The 19,463-nt window shown below is 38.5% G+C and carries 19 protein-coding genes; 15 read left to right on the forward strand and 4 right to left on the reverse strand.

From position 1 onward, the window contains the following. Positions 1 to 105 precede the first annotated feature (105 nt). Positions 106 to 453 carry a RidA family protein gene (locus tag PR800_RS10875; protein ID WP_272530789.1) on the reverse strand — a complete coding sequence of 116 codons (348 nt, stop codon included), beginning with the start codon at positions 451 to 453 and terminating at the stop codon, positions 106 to 108. Between the two features lie 151 nt (positions 454 to 604). Here PR800_RS10875 and PR800_RS10880 point away from each other — a divergent pair, with 151 nt between their 5' ends. The 9 genes from PR800_RS10880 (at position 605) to PR800_RS10920 (ending at position 14,033) form a co-directional block, all read left to right on the forward strand. Next, positions 605 to 2,530, forward strand: coding sequence for an ATP-dependent DNA helicase (locus tag PR800_RS10880; RefSeq protein WP_102140285.1), 1,926 nt, complete (start codon positions 605 to 607; stop codon positions 2,528 to 2,530). A 94-nt stretch (positions 2,531 to 2,624) separates the two neighbouring features. After that, entirely contained in the window at positions 2,625 to 3,323 is a 699-nt protein-coding gene (gene tsaB, locus PR800_RS10885) for a tRNA (adenosine(37)-N6)-threonylcarbamoyltransferase complex dimerization subunit type 1 TsaB (RefSeq protein WP_102140286.1), read from the forward strand. Positions 3,324 to 3,570: 247 nt separating this feature from the next. Further along, complete coding sequence (locus PR800_RS10890; RefSeq protein ID WP_102140665.1) at positions 3,571 to 4,173, forward strand: Slp family lipoprotein; 603 nt, start codon at positions 3,571 to 3,573, stop codon at positions 4,171 to 4,173. 429 nt (positions 4,174 to 4,602) lie between these two features. Beyond that, on the forward strand, positions 4,603 to 6,291 hold the full coding sequence (gene fadD / locus PR800_RS10895; protein WP_166265050.1) for a long-chain-fatty-acid--CoA ligase FadD: 1,689 nt from the start codon (positions 4,603 to 4,605) through the stop codon (positions 6,289 to 6,291). An 85-nt stretch (positions 6,292 to 6,376) separates the two neighbouring features. Then, positions 6,377 to 7,498 carry a ribonuclease D gene (rnd, locus tag PR800_RS10900; RefSeq protein ID WP_272530875.1) on the forward strand — a complete coding sequence of 374 codons (1,122 nt, stop codon included), beginning with the start codon at positions 6,377 to 6,379 and terminating at the stop codon, positions 7,496 to 7,498. 441 nt (positions 7,499 to 7,939) lie between these two features. Next, positions 7,940 to 8,683, forward strand: coding sequence for a Slam-dependent surface lipoprotein (locus PR800_RS10905; RefSeq protein WP_210844012.1), 744 nt, complete (start codon positions 7,940 to 7,942; stop codon positions 8,681 to 8,683). A gap of 87 nt (positions 8,684 to 8,770) precedes the next feature. Continuing rightward, positions 8,771 to 10,183, forward strand: coding sequence for a surface lipoprotein assembly modifier (locus PR800_RS10910; protein ID WP_210844014.1), 1,413 nt, complete (start codon positions 8,771 to 8,773; stop codon positions 10,181 to 10,183). A gap of 18 nt (positions 10,184 to 10,201) precedes the next feature. Beyond that, complete coding sequence (locus tag PR800_RS10915) at positions 10,202 to 13,201, forward strand: TonB-dependent receptor domain-containing protein (RefSeq protein WP_272530792.1); 3,000 nt, start codon at positions 10,202 to 10,204, stop codon at positions 13,199 to 13,201. A gap of 67 nt (positions 13,202 to 13,268) precedes the next feature. After that, the gene (locus PR800_RS10920) at positions 13,269 to 14,033 is read left to right on the forward strand and encodes a TonB family protein (protein WP_272530794.1); all 765 of its coding nucleotides are present in this window, start codon (positions 13,269 to 13,271) and stop codon (positions 14,031 to 14,033) included. Positions 14,034 to 14,121: 88 nt separating this feature from the next. Here PR800_RS10920 and minE read toward each other — a convergent pair whose 3' ends face one another. Genes minE through minC form a run of 3 tightly spaced genes read right to left on the reverse strand, consistent with a single transcriptional unit; the run spans position 14,122 to position 15,950 of the window. Further along, on the reverse strand, positions 14,122 to 14,406 hold the full coding sequence (minE, locus tag PR800_RS10925) for a cell division topological specificity factor MinE (protein ID WP_102140659.1): 285 nt from the start codon (positions 14,404 to 14,406) through the stop codon (positions 14,122 to 14,124). A 3-nt stretch (positions 14,407 to 14,409) separates the two neighbouring features. Next, positions 14,410 to 15,225 carry a septum site-determining protein MinD gene (minD, locus tag PR800_RS10930; RefSeq protein WP_125894818.1) on the reverse strand — a complete coding sequence of 272 codons (816 nt, stop codon included), beginning with the start codon at positions 15,223 to 15,225 and terminating at the stop codon, positions 14,410 to 14,412. A gap of 23 nt (positions 15,226 to 15,248) precedes the next feature. Continuing rightward, positions 15,249 to 15,950: a septum site-determining protein MinC gene (minC, locus tag PR800_RS10935; RefSeq protein ID WP_272530796.1), complete on the reverse strand. Its 702-nt coding sequence runs from the start codon at positions 15,948 to 15,950 to the stop codon at positions 15,249 to 15,251. A 129-nt stretch (positions 15,951 to 16,079) separates the two neighbouring features. Here minC and PR800_RS10940 point away from each other — a divergent pair, with 129 nt between their 5' ends. The 6 genes from PR800_RS10940 (at position 16,080) to PR800_RS10965 (ending at position 19,312) form a co-directional block, all read left to right on the forward strand. Continuing rightward, on the forward strand, positions 16,080 to 16,349 hold the full coding sequence (locus PR800_RS10940) for a YcgL domain-containing protein (protein ID WP_102140656.1): 270 nt from the start codon (positions 16,080 to 16,082) through the stop codon (positions 16,347 to 16,349). A 48-nt stretch (positions 16,350 to 16,397) separates the two neighbouring features. Continuing rightward, the gene (locus tag PR800_RS10945) at positions 16,398 to 17,486 is read left to right on the forward strand and encodes a lytic murein transglycosylase (protein ID WP_272530799.1); all 1,089 of its coding nucleotides are present in this window, start codon (positions 16,398 to 16,400) and stop codon (positions 17,484 to 17,486) included. A 19-nt stretch (positions 17,487 to 17,505) separates the two neighbouring features. Beyond that, positions 17,506 to 18,162 (forward strand): fumarylacetoacetate hydrolase family protein, encoded by a 657-nt coding sequence (locus PR800_RS10950; protein WP_102140654.1) that lies wholly within the window; start codon positions 17,506 to 17,508, stop codon positions 18,160 to 18,162. Positions 18,163 to 18,182: 20 nt separating this feature from the next. Further along, the gene (locus PR800_RS10955) at positions 18,183 to 18,626 is read left to right on the forward strand and encodes a YcgN family cysteine cluster protein (protein WP_102140653.1); all 444 of its coding nucleotides are present in this window, start codon (positions 18,183 to 18,185) and stop codon (positions 18,624 to 18,626) included. Positions 18,627 to 18,657: 31 nt separating this feature from the next. After that, positions 18,658 to 18,780 (forward strand): hypothetical protein, encoded by a 123-nt coding sequence (locus PR800_RS10960; protein WP_256372924.1) that lies wholly within the window; start codon positions 18,658 to 18,660, stop codon positions 18,778 to 18,780. A 322-nt stretch (positions 18,781 to 19,102) separates the two neighbouring features. Beyond that, positions 19,103 to 19,312, forward strand: coding sequence for a hypothetical protein (locus tag PR800_RS10965; protein WP_102140652.1), 210 nt, complete (start codon positions 19,103 to 19,105; stop codon positions 19,310 to 19,312). The last annotated feature ends 151 nt before the right edge of the window (positions 19,313 to 19,463 follow it).

Consider the following 19,463-nt stretch of genomic DNA (forward strand, 5'->3'; position numbering starts at 1 on the left):
CTCTAGTCGCATACTTATGTAATTAGTTATATTCTCAAATTATAGCTATTCAAAATAAAATGGGCGCTCATAATTGGCGCCCATTTTAATTAAGTTAAAATTTGCCTAATCAATTGCAGCAACAATCTTAATTTCGACTTTATATTCAGGCTTCATTAGTAATGCTTGGACAGTACAACGGACAGGCGCACTTCCAGCAACAACCCATGCATCCCATGCTTGGTTCATACCTGCAAAATCGGCTTTATCAGCGAGAAAAATAGTCGCATCAAGGATTTTACTTTTGTCTGAGCCAACACGCTCAAGCATGACATCAATCGCTGCAAGCGTGTTTGCTGTTTGGGCAACAATGTCAGCATCAAGGTTTTCAGGAACACTGGTGTAGTAAATTACATCATTGTGAATAACAGCTTCCGACCAACGATTATCTGGGTCAATGCTTTTGATAGTCATAATTATTCCTTATTATACATGTAGCTCAAGAATAACAGTTTGTAGGTAGGATGAAAATCAGTTGTTCAACGAAACAATAATTACCTCAGCAGGGTTAATAAACTCATGGTAAAGTGTGAGCCCTCATTATTACTCATAAATAGGTCTTGTAGTGCACGACGATTTTTCTGCGGATGGCTTTTTAGCCAGAACAATTCCCGGTTTTCAGCCTCGAGAAGCACAAGTTACTATGTCAAACGCAGTAACCGAGTCGATTGAGCAGCAGCATGTGCTAGTGGCGGAAGCTGGTACTGGAACAGGAAAAACTTATGCGTATTTAGTTCCTGCATTGCGTAGCGGAAAAAAAGTTATTGTTTCAACGGGCTCAAAGGCCTTACAAGATCAACTGTATCACCGGGACTTACCAACAATTATTGAGGCCATGAATTACACTGGGCGCACAGCCTTGTTAAAAGGGCGTTCGAATTATTTATGTCTAGAGCGATTAGACCAACAATCCCTCGGGGGTGGTAGCCTTGAGCCTGAGATATTGTCAGCGGTTGTGAGGCTACGCAGTTGGTCCATCGAATCTGAGCTAGGAGATACAAGTACTTGCCATGATATCGCTGAAGATAGCCCAGTTTGGCCATTGGTAACCAGCACTAATGATAATTGCCTTGGTAGTGATTGCCCGCGTTATCAAGACTGTTTTGTTTTAAAAGCACGACGCAAAGCATTAGAAGCCGATATTGTTGTTGTGAATCACCACTTATTTATGGCTGATAGAGTGGTGAAAGACACAGGTTTTGGTGAGCTAATCCCCCAAGCAGAAGTCATGATTTTTGATGAAGCGCACCAAATTCCTGATATAGCCAGCCAATATTTTGGCCAGCAACTTAGTAGTCGCCAATTGCTGGATCTGGCGCGCGATATGATTATGACCTATCGAACAGAGCTAAAAGACCAAGTGCAGCTACAAAAAAGTGCAGATAGACTCACGCAAAGCACGTTAGACTTTCGGCTCAATTTGGGTGAAAACAGTTTTCGTGGCAATTTACGTGATTTACTGAAACGTCCTGAAGTACAAAGGGCGTTGACGCTCCTTGATGATTCCCTTGAACTTTGTTACGAAGTGATTAAAACCACTTTAGGCCGCTCACAGAGCTTAGACTCTATTTTTGAGCGCGTCACAATATACCGAAATCGTTTAAACCGTTTAAAAGATGTGACAATTGCGGGTTACAGCTATTGGTTTGAAAGTTATGGTCGCCATTTTTTATTGGCACTAACACCCTTAACGGTTGCAGATAAATTCAGTGAAATGATTGCAAGTACGCCGGCCAGTTGGGTATTTACATCAGCGACGTTGTCAGTAAATGAGAAACTAAGTCACTTCACTGACCGTTTAGGTTTAGTTACTGCAAAAACGTTATTATTAGCCAGTCCATTTGATTATCAAAGCCAAACTTTATTATGCGTTCCTCGCTTTTTACCAGAACCCAATCAACGAGGTTTAGCACAAAAATTGGCAACAATGCTACGACCTATGATTGAAAAAAATCAGGGGCGCTGCTTCTTTTTATGTACCTCACATCTGATGATGCGCGAATTGGCGGAAGAATTTAAATCTTCATTGACATTGCCGGTCTTAATGCAGGGGGAAAGTAGTAAAAATAAACTATTGTCTCAGTTCATTTCAGCGGGGAATGCCGTGTTAGTCGCGACGAGTAGTTTCTGGGAAGGGGTTGATGTGCGAGGGGATGAACTCACTTGTGTCATTATTGATAAACTCCCATTTACGGCACCGGATGACCCGTTATTAAGAGCCCGCATCGAAGATTGTGAATTACGGGGGGGAGATCCATTCTCGGATGTTCAATTACCCGATGCCGTTATTACTTTAAAACAAGGTGTGGGCCGGTTAATTCGTGATACCAGTGACTATGGTGTCATCGTCATTTGTGATAACCGTTTAGTGACTCGCCCTTATGGTGAGGTTTTTTTACGTAGCCTTCCGCCATCACCACGGACAAGAAGTATACAAAAAGCAATTGCATTTCTTGAAGAAAAAAGGCAAGAAGCAGATAGAGCAAGCTAAATCCTATCTTGTTTTTCTGCTATTCCTACAGCCGTTTGTGCTAATATAAACGGCATCTTTTAATCAAAAACTATTAATTTGCCGGAGTTTAGGCATGTCGAGTCGTATTCTTGCTGTTGATACAGCAACAGAAGCCTGTTCAGTCGCGCTTTGGTGTGATGGTGACATTATTTCGCGTTTTGCTATTTCTCCTCGCGAGCACACGCAAAAAATTTTACCAATGGTTGAGGACGTTCTTGCAGAAGCAGGAATGGGGTTGAGCCAGTTAGATGCATTGGCTTTTGGGCGTGGTCCTGGCAGTTTCACGGGTGTTCGTATTGGTGTTGGGATCGCACAAGGGCTAGCATTAGGGGCTAATTTGCCTATGATCGGCATTTCCTCTTTAATGACACTTGCAGAAGGCGCCTTTCGTATTGAGGGCCATGAACAGGTATTAGTGGCTATAGATGCACGGATGTCAGAAATCTATTGTGCCCAATATCAGCGAACAGCTGAAGGTCAATGGTTAGGTGAAGACACTGAAGCCGTTTTACTTCCCGATGATTTTGAAAGTAAATTTGCTAAACTTTCAGGGCGTTGGGGTTATGCAGGCACAGGGTGGGAAGCTTATCCTTCATTATTGAATGCATCAGCTACATTAGCTAACAGCCATATAACGCTGCCTGATGCGCAAGATATGTTACCCATTGCAGCTCAATTATGGCAACAGGGAAAAGTGGTTGCCGTTGAAAATGTCGAACCGACTTACTTACGTAATGAAGTTACATGGAAAAAATTGCCTGGTCGTGAATAAGATACAGGAAGTTAATTGATATCGAATTGGCTATATCTCGTGATATAGCCAATTTTTTTATATTAAACATAAAACCAATCAAATATTGATTATAAAAAATACAAATCGAATCATTTAATAATTTAGGGTATTATTAGGCAGTAATAGAACTATTATGGCGACTTTTAACATATCGTGTTTTTGTTTGCTAAATGCTATTTAAAACTGTATTACCTGAATTTATAATATAGCTAATCGGAGGTGGTCTATGAATATTGAATTAAACTGCCGTAATGCACTTAAAGGCCTTTTTGTTGCAAGCGTATTAGCACTAACAGGGTGTGTTTCTATACCAGCTTCAATTCAAGGTTCGGTTCAAAACCCAACAGATAACTTAACATCTGTACAAAATGCCCCTGAAATGTATATTGGTCAGGAGGCGCGTTTTGGTGGAAAAGTCCTTGCCGTTGAAAATGAAGCTGCAAGAACACGTTTAGAAATTGCGGTGATGGCATTAAATAAATATGATGCAGCGCCAGAACTTAATGCGCCTTCTATTGGGCGTATTTATGCTTATCTAAATGGCTTCCGTGAACCAAGTGATTTTACTAATCGTTATATCACTGTAGTGGGGAAAATCACGGGTGAGCAGCAAGGGAAAGTAGGGCAAGTTCCTTATAAGTACGTCACGTTAGATGTTACTGGTTTCCAACGCTGGAATGTTGCTCAAAGTGTTATGATCCCACCATCTGGCCCGTGGGGTTATGGTTATTACGGAGACCCATATTTTTATAATCACCCATGGGGTTATGGTTATGGATACGGTTACCCTGGGGGACCAGTACCCGTACAAACTTATTTAACAGAATAACACTCCCGTATCTGTTTAAAGGCCCTGCTTATAGCAGGGCCTTTTTACTAGCACAAAAAAGAATATCCAAATAAGCGTTAATAGATAAAAGTACGCAATAGAAACATTAATTAAAATATAATTCCAATAAAAGTGACTTCGGTTAACGTAATAGGCTAAATCCCTTCTTAAGTGGCTAGATAACCACTCCAAAAATCACGTAACATCATGTATAATTGCGCAATCTTGTACAGATTTACATCTGTTTAACTAATTTAAGACAAACTAGGCGGCTTAGTCCGCCTAGTTTTTTCTTGAAGGAACAAAATTTATTTAGTGATAGACCTCTCAACCTTGACATTGTCTGTTTTTCAAACTGGTACGCTGAGTTAATAATTTGTTAAAAGAGATGTTGAGTATAATAACTTCACTAAATTCAGGAGTAACATTTTGGAAAAAATCTGGCTAAAAAATTACCCTGCTGATGTGCCGGAAGAAATCAATCCTGATAGCTTCGCTTCTCTAGCAGAGTTACTTGAAAATGCGGTCTCTCAATTTGCCGACCAACCTGCATTCATTAACATGGGCGCAGTGATGACTTATCGGAAACTTGAAGAGAGAAGCCGCGCTTTTGCTGCCTACTTACAAAATGGACTTGGCCTTAAAAAAGGGGATCGTGTCGCGTTAATGATGCCAAACCTATTACAATATCCGATAGCCTTGTTTGGGATATTACGTGCAGGTATGGTTGTCGTAAACGTTAACCCACTTTATACCCCAAGAGAATTAGAGCATCAATTAAATGATAGCGGTGCAACAGCAATTGTCATTGTGTCGAATTTTGCGCATACATTGGAAAAAATTGTTTTCAATACCAAAGTGAAACACGTCATTTTAACTCGGATGGGTGACCAGCTTTCACGCCCTAAAGCTACAATTGTTGATTTTGTCGTCAAATATGTAAAACGCTTAGTCCCTAAATATAATTTACCCGATGCGATCTCCTTTCGCCGTGCCATGCATTATGGCTATCGTATGCAATATATTAAACCTAATATTACTGGCGATGACTTGGCCTTTTTGCAATATACGGGTGGAACGACGGGGGTTGCTAAAGGAGCGATGTTAACTCATCGCAACATGCTAGCAAACATTGAGCAGGCAAGGGCAGCTTACGGGCCTGTATTGAAATTTGGCGCTGAATTTGTTGTCACTGCGTTACCGCTGTATCACGTTTTTGCATTGACAGTAAACTGCTTACTGTTTATCACTGTAGGGGGCGTTAACTTATTGATTACCAACCCTAGAGATGTGCCCGATACCGTAAAACAATTAGGACGTTATCCCATTACATCAATTACGGGGGTTAATACCTTATTTAATGCATGGCTGCACAATGAAGAGTTTAAAAAACTGGATTTTTCACGTTTACGCCTTTCAGTTGGCGGCGGCATGCCTGTTCAAAAAGCAGTTGCAGAAAAATGGCAAAAGCTCACAGGAAAACATTTACTCGAAGGATATGGTTTAACAGAATGTGCCCCACTAGTAACCGGTAATCCTTATAATTTAACCAGTTATAGTGGAAGTATTGGTTTACCTGTTCCGTCAACAGATGTTAAATTTCTTGATGATGAAGGCAATGAAGTTGCTATTGGTGAGCCAGGTGAAATGTGGGTAAAAGGTCCTCAAGTCATGAAAGGCTATTGGAACCGGCCTGATTCCACCGCTGATACGATAGTGGATGGTTGGTTAGCAACGGGGGATATCGCTGAAATAGATAGCGAAGGGTATATCCGCATTGTTGATCGTAAAAAAGATATGATTATCGTTTCGGGTTTTAACGTCTATCCTAATGAAATCGAGGATGTTATTTCTGCACATCCTGATGTTATAGAGTGTGCTGCAATTGGCGTACCAAGTGAAAGTACCGGCGAAGCGGTTAAAGTTTTCGTTGTAACGAAAAATGCGAATTTAACGGGTGATGAGCTAAAAACCTTTTGCCGTCGTTCATTAACCGCGTATAAAGTCCCTAAGATATTTGAATTTCGTGATGAATTACCAAAATCTAATGTGGGTAAAATTCTGCGTAAAGACCTACGTGATGAAGAAAAATTGCAAAGAGAAAAATCACAAGTATGATTGTGGTTTAGTCTTAAACTATGAATAGATGACGCCGGTTTTAGCCGGCGTCATTGTGATGAAAATAAAAAAAGAGAAACTTGTTTTGAATTATCGTTTAGTAACTACAGATAGCGAATTAGCCCAAGTATGCCAAGAGGCGAGTAATGCACCATGGCTCGCTTTGGATACCGAGTTTGTTCGTACCCGAACATATTACCCACAACTAGGTTTGCTACAACTATATGATGGAAAACAAGTTTCGTTAATTGATCCATTATTAATGACGGATTTTAGCCCGTTCAAAGCACTTCTGACGAACTCTGCGCAACTTAAATTTTTACATGCAGGGAGTGAAGACCTTGAAGTGTTCATGCATGATTTTGATTGTGTTCCTGAGCCGATGATCGATACACAAATTGTAGCGGCATTTTTAGGTTATCCAATTTCTTGTGGCTTTGCGTCATTGGTTGCTGAGCATTTAGGCATTGAACTAGATAAAAGTGAATCACGGACAGACTGGCTTGCGCGCCCACTGAGTGAAAAACAATGTGATTATGCTGCTGCTGATGTGCTGTATTTACTACCATTAGCTGAAATTCTGATGGAAAAAGTGACTGAAGCGGGCTATTTGGAAGATGCTAAAGATGAGTGCCAACGTGTTGTGGCCCGCCGGCAAAAAGCGTTAAAGCCTGAAAAAGCCTACATGAATATTCATAATGCATGGCAGCTACGTGATGAGCAGCTCGCCTGTTTGCAATTATTAGCCCAATGGCGTTTAAATCAAGCAAAAGCCCGCGATATGGCGGTTAATTTTGTGGTAAAAGAAGATCACCTGTGGAAGGTCGCCCGTTATTTACCGGGTTCGCTCGGTGAACTCGATGCGCTTGGTTTAACGGGGCAAGAAATTCGTTGCCATGGTAAGCGCTTATTATCAATTGTCGAACAAGCTAAACAACTCGATGAGAGCCAATACCCAGCTCCTGTGTCGAATATTACTGAACAGAGCCAATACAAAAGCGTATTTAAAGAAATTAAAACAGTAGTTAAAGATATTGCTGAAAACGAAAAATTTAATGCAGAGCTATTGGCCTCTAGGCGGCAAATTAACCAATTACTGTCTATTCATTGGGGATTAAAGTCTTCGGCTACACCTCCTGAGCTGTTGGCGGGCTGGAGAGGGCGGTTACTTGCAGAACCCATCGCAAAGTTATTAGCGAACGTATAATGCATTCAGGTACAAGAAGAGTGCTTCTTGTACCTAATTTAAATACCTGAGTCTATTTATCTTTATCTTTATTTTTGTCTTTATCTCCATTATTCATTCAATAAACTTATAAAAACATATATCTTATTTGTTTTTAAATATGTTTATTTGTTTTTTAATTAAAAACTGTAATTAGTCTTAAAAATCAAATCAATTATTAATGTAAAAAGTAATAAATAAAATCACTTATTTCAGGGTTTTTAATTAACCAATTAAAAAATAAAAAGTTATTTTATTTTAATGCTTTAATAATGAAAGGTTGAATTATATTTCTTACATTTGTAAATGAAAATTATTTTTATATACTGAATCTCGAGCATTAAAGGAAAGCGTAATCTTTTATTTAATGTGTTCCTTTAATAAACCAACCTAATTCAAACTTCTATTTAAGAGGATGAATAAATGAAAAAATTATCACTAGTTACAGTCGCAGTATCTTTATCTATATTTTCTGTTGGTGTTATGGCAGAAACGGAATCAGCGCAAAGCTTAAAATACGATCTTGGCCTAACAAATATTATTGTTGGTAAAACTCAATCAACCATGGGGCCACACGGTGGTAGTATTGGTGCACCAGGTATTGGTTCTCGCTTTATGAGAAATGGAAAAACAATTTCGTTCTCTGGTTTAAAAAACTTAGTCACGCAAAAGCCTGACAATGTTTATGTTTTAGAAAGTGGCGGTAGCCCGCACGGTGGAATGGGTAAGTTCCAATTTAGCCAGGTTGCAGATGCCGAGGTATATTTCGGTGATTGGTCACAAACTGGGGCTGCTGATGATGCAATGCACACGGTTTATTTCTCTGGTGCTAATGCAACGACAGAAGTGCCAACCAGTGGCCAAGCGACTTATACTATAGCGGGTATTAACCAGTTTGCAGGTGAAGAAAAACAGACGGGTTGGTTTAATGCTGACTTCGCGGATAAATCATATACAGGTGCATTAGAAGGAGTAAATAGCCACTCCATGGAAGGGGCTATCAAAGAAGACGGTAAATTTAGCGGTACTGCCATTGCCAATGGAATACATCAAGGTGATAGTATGGGGCAACTCTTTGGGGATAATGCAGAACAAGTGGCGGGTATTCTCTCTTATGAGAATAACCGTGAGTTAGACACGGCATTTGGTGGCCAGAAAGACGAATAATTACTGAACATATAATAAGCTAAAAAAAGTAGGCAAAAGTGATTTTGTCTACTTTTTTATTTTTGTCATTAAAATGGTAGCCTAATCATGTTATTTTTTAATAAAAAAACAAATTTAATATATTTGAGTTTATTATTACTTTTTTCTCTCCCTTCGGTATTGTCAGCTCAAGAGCTAAAAGGAGGAGTTATCGGTAATTTAAAAGATTCTAGTAACAAAAAACATCAATCAGAAATAAATAATGTTAAATATAGTGAAAAAAATATCGACGAACTTGGTTTTATTCTTTATGATCTCATTCAGAAACAAGATTTTGACAAAATAAATGAAATCATTGGTATTTACGTTGACCATAAAGACCACGATAAAGAACTGGTTAAATACATTCAATCTGAGAAGGCAATGTTAAATAAGCAGTATGATTTAGCAATTAGCCTATATAATGAGATTTTGATTCACAAGCCTAATATGTTGTTGGTTGAGTTAAAGTTTGCACAAGCACTAATCTATGTTAAGCATTATGAATCAGCATTATCAAAATATCAAAATATCAAAATAAAATATAAAGGAAGAATATCAATTCGATTAACTGAATTTATTAAAAATAAAATAATAGATTTAGAAAATAAAAATCATTGGCAAGGTACAATTAAGCTAGGCTCAAGTTATGATTTTAATTTAAATGAAGCATCAAATAGCCGTGAGATGTACTGTTTTCGTCGTAAATGTATGAATAGTAGTAACCAGTCTATCGCTGGTGGAAAGTGGCATTATTATACTAAATTATCAAAGCGTTTTCCTCTAGTAGGAAACCACTCAACGGTACTCTCATTAGGTATGGTTGGGGTAGAGCCAATGAAAACAGTCGCGGTTAGAAAAACAAATATATATGTTACAGGGGAGTATCAATTTGATAACGCGGATACAACGTTCCATATACAGCCCACCCTTGAGGCTAAATGGCACGATAACCAATACTATAATTTAAGCCTAGGAGGAAAAATAGCGACAGAATACACGTTAAATCATCGGGTAACCTTGTTAGGTAATATTGAATATAAAAATAAAACTTACCCTTATAAGTATAGTTTTAATAACGGCGATAAATGGGCTTATTCAGTTACTGGTACTTATTTAATAAACCCTCGATTAATGGTTTTTGGCAGTTTTTATGGAGCCAACAGGAAAAAGCAATACGATAGTGATAGCTATGTACAGTATGGGGTTAGAGCTGGTTTTTTAAAAGTAACCGAACTGTGTGACCTACTTATTGCAATAGGTTATAAGCAAACAAACTTTGAACGGTTTGATGCATTTTTGAATGTAAAAAGAAAAGATCATAATGGGTATTTAAATAGCCAATTAACGTTTGATAAAAATAAGATATTAACTTTTACGCCTTCTCTTTATTTTAATAGCCAAGTGAATAAGAGTACGGCAGATATTATTTATTCTTTTAAGCAAAGTGAAGTCGGTGTCAATTTCACCAAGAAATTTTAATTTTCACCGGAACAGATAATGAAAATCAAAACAGTGATAGCCATTAATATCGCGACAGGGTTATCTATTGGCAGTATTGCAAATTCAGTCTATGGACAACAAAGTGCAAATATTGGCTCTATTGTAGTTAATGATAAAGCAACAACTATCAAAGAGCGTGATGGAAAAGGGGCGGATGACCAATATGATAAAGACGAGTCAAATATTTATATTAGTAAAGAAGAAATTGATCGTTATAAAGGCACTAACCCTGCAGACACCATTAATCATGCAGTAGGGGTATATAGTGGTGACGCCCGTAATAGCGGGGCAATAGACCCCAATGTACGAGGGATACAGGGGCAAGGGCGTGTCCCGGTGACTGTAGATGGTACAGAGCAAGCTATCACTGTTTGGCGTGGTTATAATGGCGCGAATAATCGTAACTATATCGACCCGAATATGATTAGTAGCATTAAGGTAATGAAAAGTGCAACGCTAGACCGCAATGTACGTACATCGACAGGCGGTGGAGTTGCCATAACAACGCTAGGCATTGATGACGTTGTGGATAAATACAGCAAGTTTGGTTTTGATATTAAATTAGAAACATCGAGTAACTCGACAAAACCGAGGGTTAATCAATTAAGCCACGGTATAGATTACCGTGATGATAAGCGGCTATTGAATACGTTAGACATGCAGAAGTTTCGTGGGATTTATTTTAAAGATCACGAAATGCTTGTTGATCCTCGCAGTAAAGGTAACGCTAATTTCTTTAATCTGCAAGATAACGCAGCGCGTATTGCCGTTGGGACACGGCAAGAAAAGTTTGATTTGATGCTGGCATACAGCTATCGCAACCAAGGTAATTATTTTGCTGGGCGCCGAGGGGCGGGTAAATTTTATGACGACATCATTACTTATGACCCTAATAACCCAAATAAAGCGATAGACCCATATATGCCCTTCGTAGCTAGGATTTATGGATCAAATAAAGAGGTGGCGAATACATCAAATGAAATGTCGACATGGTTAGCTAAATTAAACATGATGCTACCTAATTCACAGGACTTATCCCTTGGTTATATGCATACATCAAGTCATTATGGCGAAATCATGCCATCGCAAATTCGGTATCATGATTTAGAGGGAAAAATTCCACAATGGCCTTTAGCTAACTTGGCGCTAAATACTTTTTACGCCAATTATTCGTTCAAACCTGAGTCCATTGGTTGGATTGATTTTCGATTAGGCTATTGGTTAACAAAAACGGATTTAAACTCAAATACCGCAGGTGGTCAACCTAGGGAACCAATGGAAAGGGATTGGAATTATGAATTTGGTCGAGATAAAAATGTAGCTAAAAATCCTGCTATCAATGGCACATTAGTTGATGGGATTAAATTAAACCAACTTAACGATCGCTATGGTGTTTCATTATCCAATAAATTTCAAATTACACCTGAATTTAAAGTGACTTTAATGGGAAGCTTAATTGATGAAACCATTGGTAGTCGTGAAGATATCTTTAATTCGGATTCGACCCCAAAGGGTAACATGTTCCGAGCTATCCCTAGGGAAGGTAAACGTCGGGAATATAATGGGACTATTCGCTTTGATTGGCAGCCTACCGAATGGTTAAGTCTGAATGCGGGGGCTCAATATATTAGCTACTGGTCAAGGGATTTATTAAAAGAGAGACGCATTGCGGCTAAAGATATAAATTATGCACCTTATAGCCATATAACGGCGAGAAATTTCCTATTATCCCGTTTATTAAGTGCGGAAGAATATCAAACAATAAAACAGTATATTGATGATAAAGGGAATACATATAATGATATAAAAGGAAAAAGTTATGAGAGAAGAATTTTTATCGAGCAAGCATTAAACATGAAAAAGGATTCGTTATGTGATGTTGGATTAATAGGGAAAAAATTAGAATTTAGAATCACAGAAGTTAACCATGTAGTGAAATGGAAAGTGGATGAAAATAACCGATTTGTAGCTAAAAATAACCCATTTTATAATGGGGAGGTTGATTTAAAAGAAGAAAAAATAGACCCCGTCACCGGTTTAAAAGCCAAAAAATATCTCGTTGACCGCGATATTAATAACAGTCAAGATGAAGTGAAGCATTCCAATAAACAAAAATTTAAAGCGCCGAAAAGAAATGAAGAATCAGCTTGGGCTCCGGCATTAGGGGCAACAATTTACTTAACAGAGAACGATCGAATATTTGGGCGTTATTTAGAAACCGTTAGGATGCCAAGTATCTTTGAAGACACTATTGGTTTTTCGGGGGGAAGAGAGCCGAATTACACACCACCAGTTTATTTGCCAGAACGCAGCCATACGATAGAACTGGGATATGTGCGTAATTTCCAAGATCTCGTCGCAGCAGAAAACCATGCTGATTTACGCATAAACTACTATAACACGGTTGTCACAAACGCATTTGATAGGAACGACAGATTAGTCTTTACGCAGGTTGATAAACATAATACGGCCGGTTTGGAACTGTTGGCGCGTTATGATAATGGCTGGGTATTCGGTGACTTAGGTGTGGATTATCGCTTAAAAAATGAGGTTTGTGATGAAGTTTCACTGATGGTAATGGACCCCTATAACAAATTTGGTGGCTCAGAGTGTACAACAGCAGGGTTCCCTGGTGGCTATTTGCGTACTCAACTGCAGCCTAAGTACAGCATCCATGCCAATCTTGGTCTGCGTTTCTTAGATGAACGTTTAGAAGTGGGGAGTCGTTTGCGTTATCACAGCAAAGCAAAAAATGAAGATGAAGCGGAAATGATGGATAAATACCCGTACCAGTATGCGCCATTAAACAATGACCCGATGAGTTGGAATGCTGTTTTTACCGCTGATGCTTATGTTAATTATCAGTTTAATAAAGACCTAGCATTTGAATTATTAGCCACCAATTTATTTGATGAATATTATATGGACCCATTAACCCGCAGTATGATGCCTGCACCGGGTAGGACTGTGCGTTTCAATATCACCAGTCGTTTCTAAAAAGGATCCCCCTTCGCTGATACTGTTGCATTTATGTATTGGTGAGGGGGCTATTAGGGATATTAAAATGATTACTTTACGTTTTAATTTTGCTGTGATGGTTTCTTTATTATTTCATTTTGGCATCGTTTTTTATTGTTTAAATATAGAGAAAACACGCTCTGCACAAATTTACACGCCAATATATGCGGCTATCGTCTCTGTTGCATTGACACAAAATGTAATTGAAAAACAAACAAATGACGTCACATTAAATAATAAGCTAGTGGGAGGCTTACTTGCAGAGTCACAACAAAATGAAAATGCTGTAATTAAAGTTGCTAATAAGAAAAATATACATAGTGATGAAAATAAAGCGTCAGAAAAACAAAAAAAAATTATCGAGAAAAAAGAACAAAAACAACCAAATAAAAAAGTGATTAAGCAGAAAGAACAGGAACAAAAAAGTGATGATGTAAAACAAGAACAGCGTGTAGGTAAAAACGACAGCCAATCTTATGCAGCAGGCCAAGCGGGAGCACAAAGGACGACCTCGGTAGGAAACGCAACAGATTCAAACTACCAAAGTTATATTGATAAACTACGTAGTGAAATTGAACGACATAAACGTTACCCAAGAAAAGCGAGAAATACCAATGTTCAAGGAACGGTTCTGGTGAATTTTACGCTTACGTCATTGGGGGAGATCACAAAGGTGAGTATTGAAAAGTCTTCTATGCATGTTCAACTGGACGAAGCCGCATTAGCTGCAACACTAAAGAGCCGCTCTGTTGGAGTGCCACCGGAAGGTCTAAGAAAACAGCACACGTTGGAAATTAAATTTAAGCTATAAAAGGATTAAAACATAACTTCTGGCTAATCAGGGCAAATTACATAGTAAAAAAGCAAGCCGCCATAATGTATAGCGGCTTCTTTGCGAATTATTTTTCTACTGTCGTGGTTTTAATTTCATCACCTTCAGGAAGTGTGACATTTAATTCCAAAACAGAAATATCATCGTCTTTTTGTTCAAATTGCAATGACAACATTTCAGGGTCAATTTGCACATATTTACAGATAACCTGCAAAATATCGCGTTTCATATCAGCAAGATATGGGGGCTCACTATCACCACGGCGACGTTCAGCGACGATGATTTGTAATCGCTCTTTTGCGATATTCGCTGTCGTTTTTTTTCTCGACAGAAAGAAATCCAATAAAGCCATTATTTACCCCCCAAATAGGCGTTTTAAGAAACCTTTTTTCTCTTCTTCAATGAAACGGATAGGGCGATCTTCACCTAAAATACGCGCAACACAATCATCATAGGCTTGGCCTGCATCAGATTCTGTATCTAAAATGACCGGCTCACCTTGGTTAGAAGAGCGCAGTACAGATTGGTCTTCAGGAATAACGCCAATCAAAGGGATACAGAGGATCTCGAGGACATCTTCCATGCTTAGCATATCGCCACGAGTTACACGTCCAGGGTTATAGCGTGTCAATAATAAGTGTTCTTTAATTGGCGTATCGCCTTTTTCTGCTCGACGTGATTTTGACGCTAAAATACCTAAAATACGGTCAGAGTCACGAACGGAAGAAACTTCTGGATTGGTAGTAATAATGGCTTCATCAGCAAAATAGAGTGCCATTAAGGCACCACTTTCAATACCCGCAGGGGAATCACAAACAATAAAATCGAAACCAAGGTCATCACTCAATTCGTCAAGAATTTTGCCAACGCCTTCGCGAGTTAACGCGTCTTTATCGCGTGTTTGTGAAGCAGGTAAAATGAATAAATTTTCGGTGCGCTTATCTTTGATTAAAGCCTGATTAAGGGTTGCATCACCTTGAATAACGTTTACGAAGTCATAGACTACTCGACGTTCACACCCCATGATAAGGTCAAGGTTACGTAGGCCGATATCAAAATCGATCACTACCGTTTTGTTCCCTTTTTGTGCCAGGCCAGTAGCTATGGCCGCGCTTGAAGTGGTTTTACCAACGCCACCTTTACCTGAAGTCACTACAATTATGCGTGCCATGAATAATTCCTTGTAAATAAGGTCTAATTTAAATATTCGATGTTAAGTTTATTATCAACTAAACAAAGTTTAGCTGCTTTGGCGAGAAATTCAGCAGGGATTTGATCGCTCAGCCAATATTCACCGGCAATTGAGACCAGCTCAGCTTGCAAATGAGTACAATAAATCTGACTTTCAATATCACCAGAGGCTCCAGCTAAAGCACGGCCTCGCATCACGCCATAAATATGGATATTACCATCTGCTAACAGTTCTGCACCTGCACTAACATTGCTTGTGACGATCAGATCACTATTTGGTGCATAAATACGTTGCCCAGAACGAACAGGAGTATTGATAATACGAGTTTTACGATATAAAGGTTCAGTTTGAATTGTAGCAGTCTGAGGTTCAGGCTGAATTTCAACAGGCTTTTGACTTTTACCTTCATTTAATATCGGTAAACCCGCATCGTTTGCTTTTTGCCGTATCTGTGGGTCAGTACATCCACTGATCCCTACAATACGTAATCCCGCAGAAATAACAGATTTATGAATACTCTGTAAATCGGCATTTGGGGATAATTCAGCAATGTTAATCACGACAGGGGCATTTTTAAAGAAATCAGGAGCCTGATTTACTTTATCTTGCAGCGCTTTTTTGATGAGTTTAGGCTCTTCACTGTATAAGTGAATAACTGAAAGAGTAAAACTGCTGCCTTTAAGTTCTATTGGCGATTGTGGCATCTATCCAGACTCAGCAAATTAAAATTTCCGAAACAATCCTCGGGTGAAGATATTCTGTAAAACAATAGCATGTTATAGTTACTATATACTTCAAGCAAGCTAATGAACTAAGAAAAAGAGTTAAATATAATGATTTGTGCAATTTATAGAAGCCCTAAGCGTGACCAAACTTATCTTTATATTGAGAAGAAAGATGATTTTTCACGTGTTCCTGATGAATTATTAGCTCAATTTGGAACACCTCAATTTGCCATGCTTATCTCATTAGATAAGCGTGAAAGGCTCGCCAATGCTGACTTGGCAAAGGTTAAATTAGACCTCTTAGAAGTTGGTTATTACTTACAGTTCCCACCTCCGGTGGAGGATTTGCTTTCAGAACATAAAGAACTGAATAACTAGAGCAAATTAAGAAAATCCTGAAAAGCAAAGATAGTCTGGAGGAGACGAATGAAACCAACGTTATTATATACATTAGTCGCTGGCTTATTTTTAACAAGTTGTTCTGCAACACAGAATGAACCAGTTGTTACTCACCCGATTACCGCAGAACAAAATGCGGCTATAGCCCAAGAAGTCGCTGCTTTAGATAAAGCATTCCCTATTGAACAACGTGAACCATCACAATTTCCTGCTTATGTGGAATTACTGAAAGAACATGCTATTGCTCAGGGAATTAAACCTGCCACCATTGAACGCGCTTTTGCTAATATTCATTTTATTGAGCGTGTTGTGAAAGCAGATAAAGGCCAACCAGAGAAAAGGGCGACGGTTACGTTAGCAAGCTATCTAAAAAATGTACTCCCACAATCGCGTATCAATGCTGGCTATAACAAATATTTAGAAAATAAACCCACTCTAGATGCTATCAGTGATAAATATGGCGTCCCACCTCAGTTCATTGTTTCGTTATGGGGATTAGAAAGTGGTTTTGGGCGCTCGCAAGGTAAAGAAGATGTTGTTTCTGCACTTGCAACACTTTCATTTGAAGGCCGTAGAGAAGCGCTTTTTAGCAAGCAATTATTAGCTGCACTTGAGATAATGGACAAAGGTTATATTCCAGAAGATCAACAGCTCAAAGGTTCATGGGCTGGTGCCATGGGCCAAAGCCAATTTATGCCAACCTCTTATTTGTCTTACGCAGCAGATGGCGATGGTGATGGTAAAATGGACATCTGGAATAATAAATCAGATGTGTTTGCATCTATTGCTAATTATTTATCAACAGAAGGTTGGCAAGCTCAATTACCATGGGGCTACCAAGTTAATTTACCCATAGATTTTAATAAAACGTTGGAAGGCGTAAAAGCAGAACAAGGGAAATCTGTTCGTGAATGGCAAGAGTTAGGCGTTACATTACCTGCATTTGCTCAATTATCTTCAGACGTAAAAACCTGGGTGGTTATCCCTGATGATCCTGAAGGTAGAGCATTTTTAGTGACTGAAAATTTCCGTACCATTATGCATTGGAACCGCTCATATTATTTTGCATTGAGTGTATGCATGATGGCAGATGGTATCGCTAATAAAATACAATAACGATAATAGGAGTACTATTATGTATCAACATCGTGACTGGCAAGGTGCGTTACTTGATTTCCCTGCAAATAAAGTTGTTTGTGTTGGTAGTAATTACGCAAAGCATATAAAAGAGATGGGGTCTGCGACACCAGAAGAACCCGTTATTTTTATTAAACCAGAGACTGCTTTGTGTGATATTACTCAATCAATTGTTATTCCAAAAGATTTTGGTGCTGTGCATCATGAAATTGAGATGGCGATTTTAATTGGTATGCCATTAAAAAATGCAGATGAAGACCGCGTATCACGCTCTATTGCAGGTTATGCAGTTGCATTGGATTTAACCTTACGTGATTTGCAAGCTAAATTTAAAAAAGCAGGTCAGCCATGGGAAAAAAGCAAATCATTTGATGGTTCATGCCCAATTTCCGGTTTTATTCCTGTTAGTAGCCCGAATGACTTACAAAATGTTCAGCTTTCACTGGAAATTAATGGTGAAGTTCGCCAAGAGGGCTCGACGCGTGATATGATCACACCAATTTTACCGCTGATTAGCTATATGTCCCGCTTTTTCACATTACGAGCAGGGGATGTCATCTTAACGGGAACACCTGAAGGTGTCGGCCCATTAGCTTCTGGTGATATGCTAAAATTATCAATTAATGATCACTCGCTGACTACACGGGTTATTTAAGTATAGGATTAATAAGTATTATGTCGCAGTTCTGGCAAGTTAAAACTTTAGATGAGATGACAGATGAAGAATGGGAATCTCTCTGTGATGGTTGCGGGCAATGCTGCTTGCACAAATTAATGGATGAAGATACAGATGAAATCTATTTTACTAATGTCGCCTGTAATCAGCTAAATTTAAAAACTTGCCAGTGTAAGCATTATGAAGACCGCTTCAGCTATGAAGCGGATTGCATAAAGCTTAATCGTTATAACTTAGAAACATTTGAATGGTTGCCAAGTACTTGCGCTTACCGTTTGTTATTAGAAGGAAAATCTCTTCCTGCCTGGCACCCATTAAAAACAGGATCTAAAGCGGCAATGCATAATGAAGGTGTGTCTGTTCGTCATATTGCTGTTAGAGAAATTGACGTGGTGGATTGGGAGGAACATATAATGAATAGACCCATGATAGGAAGAGGCTAGTAGTAATATCTCAAATATACAGTAAATCATTATGGAAATATCTTTGCCAACAGTAGGCTTATTTGCCATTTTAAATATTGCCATTTTGCCGGCAATATTCTCTTTTTTTGAAAAATTTAGCCAAGCTGCATTGATGATGGTCTATACATTTTAATCGCGGTATCATGCTGTTTTATACGAAAATAAATAGTAATAATAATCACACTCAGACTGGGGGTGGTTATTTGCGTTATTAATAATAAGAATTATTTCTAATAAATACTCGATGTTAACCCTCTAATATTATCGTTCCTGACATAAAGTTTGAGTATATGAAAATCTATCTTTAAAACTGTCCACCCACTAATTCTTACGCGTTATAGGCTAAGCTGCAAAGTTTTCATTTAAGAAAATATTATAATTTGTGACTTCTCATTTTGCTTTTCTCAAAATACTTGGCTAATCTATTTTGGTAAAAGTGACATAAGGGGATAGAAATGAAAACATTTGGGGTGGTGCTCACAATTATTGGTCTCGTTACTGCAATTATTTCTTACAATATGGATGTCAGCATTCCTATTGTATATGGGGAGAGTGTGAAAGATACAGGACTGGCATTTGATAGGCAGAATTATATCATTGGTAGTTTGTTAGTCGCATTTTTTGGCGTTCTAATTGTCCTATTTGACAATAAACGACGCAAGTAAAATGGGGGATGTCTTGCCAATAGACGGATGGTCATAATACGTTAGCTAATATGGTTAATATAATCCAGATATTGATAGATATAAGCAGAACACCAATAATTACTCTTAAAAATAAATAAAGTAGCTGATAGCAAAATCTCTAGGTAATAAT

It is taken from the genome of Providencia sp. PROV205, from assembly GCF_028479505.1.
Lineage (GTDB): Bacteria > Pseudomonadota > Gammaproteobacteria > Enterobacterales > Enterobacteriaceae > Providencia > Providencia huaxiensis.

Bases quoted from the DNA above. Each gene is read 5' to 3' on its own strand.
- PR800_RS10940 (WP_102140656.1), top strand. From the start codon at position 16,080: ATGATTTGTGCAATTTATAGAAGCCCTAAGCGTGACCAAACTTATCTT.
- PR800_RS10955 (WP_102140653.1), top strand. From the start codon at position 18,183: ATGTCGCAGTTCTGGCAAGTTAAAACTTTAGATGAGATGACAGATGAA.
- PR800_RS10875 (WP_272530789.1), bottom strand. From the start codon at position 453: ATGACTATCAAAAGCATTGACCCAGATAATCGTTGGTCGGAAGCTGTT.
- PR800_RS10890 (WP_102140665.1), top strand. From the start codon at position 3,571: ATGAATATTGAATTAAACTGCCGTAATGCACTTAAAGGCCTTTTTGTT.
- tsaB (WP_102140286.1), top strand. From the start codon at position 2,625: ATGTCGAGTCGTATTCTTGCTGTTGATACAGCAACAGAAGCCTGTTCA.
- PR800_RS10950 (WP_102140654.1), top strand. From the start codon at position 17,506: ATGTATCAACATCGTGACTGGCAAGGTGCGTTACTTGATTTCCCTGCA.
- minD (WP_125894818.1), bottom strand. From the start codon at position 15,225: ATGGCACGCATAATTGTAGTGACTTCAGGTAAAGGTGGCGTTGGTAAA.
- PR800_RS10960 (WP_256372924.1), top strand. From the start codon at position 18,658: ATGGAAATATCTTTGCCAACAGTAGGCTTATTTGCCATTTTAAATATT.
- PR800_RS10910 (WP_210844014.1), top strand. From the start codon at position 8,771: ATGTTATTTTTTAATAAAAAAACAAATTTAATATATTTGAGTTTATTA.
- PR800_RS10945 (WP_272530799.1), top strand. From the start codon at position 16,398: ATGAAACCAACGTTATTATATACATTAGTCGCTGGCTTATTTTTAACA.
- PR800_RS10965 (WP_102140652.1), top strand. From the start codon at position 19,103: ATGAAAACATTTGGGGTGGTGCTCACAATTATTGGTCTCGTTACTGCA.
- PR800_RS10905 (WP_210844012.1), top strand. From the start codon at position 7,940: ATGAAAAAATTATCACTAGTTACAGTCGCAGTATCTTTATCTATATTT.
- minC (WP_272530796.1), bottom strand. From the start codon at position 15,950: ATGCCACAATCGCCAATAGAACTTAAAGGCAGCAGTTTTACTCTTTCA.
- PR800_RS10920 (WP_272530794.1), top strand. From the start codon at position 13,269: ATGATTACTTTACGTTTTAATTTTGCTGTGATGGTTTCTTTATTATTT.
- minE (WP_102140659.1), bottom strand. From the start codon at position 14,406: ATGGCTTTATTGGATTTCTTTCTGTCGAGAAAAAAAACGACAGCGAAT.
- PR800_RS10915 (WP_272530792.1), top strand. From the start codon at position 10,202: ATGAAAATCAAAACAGTGATAGCCATTAATATCGCGACAGGGTTATCT.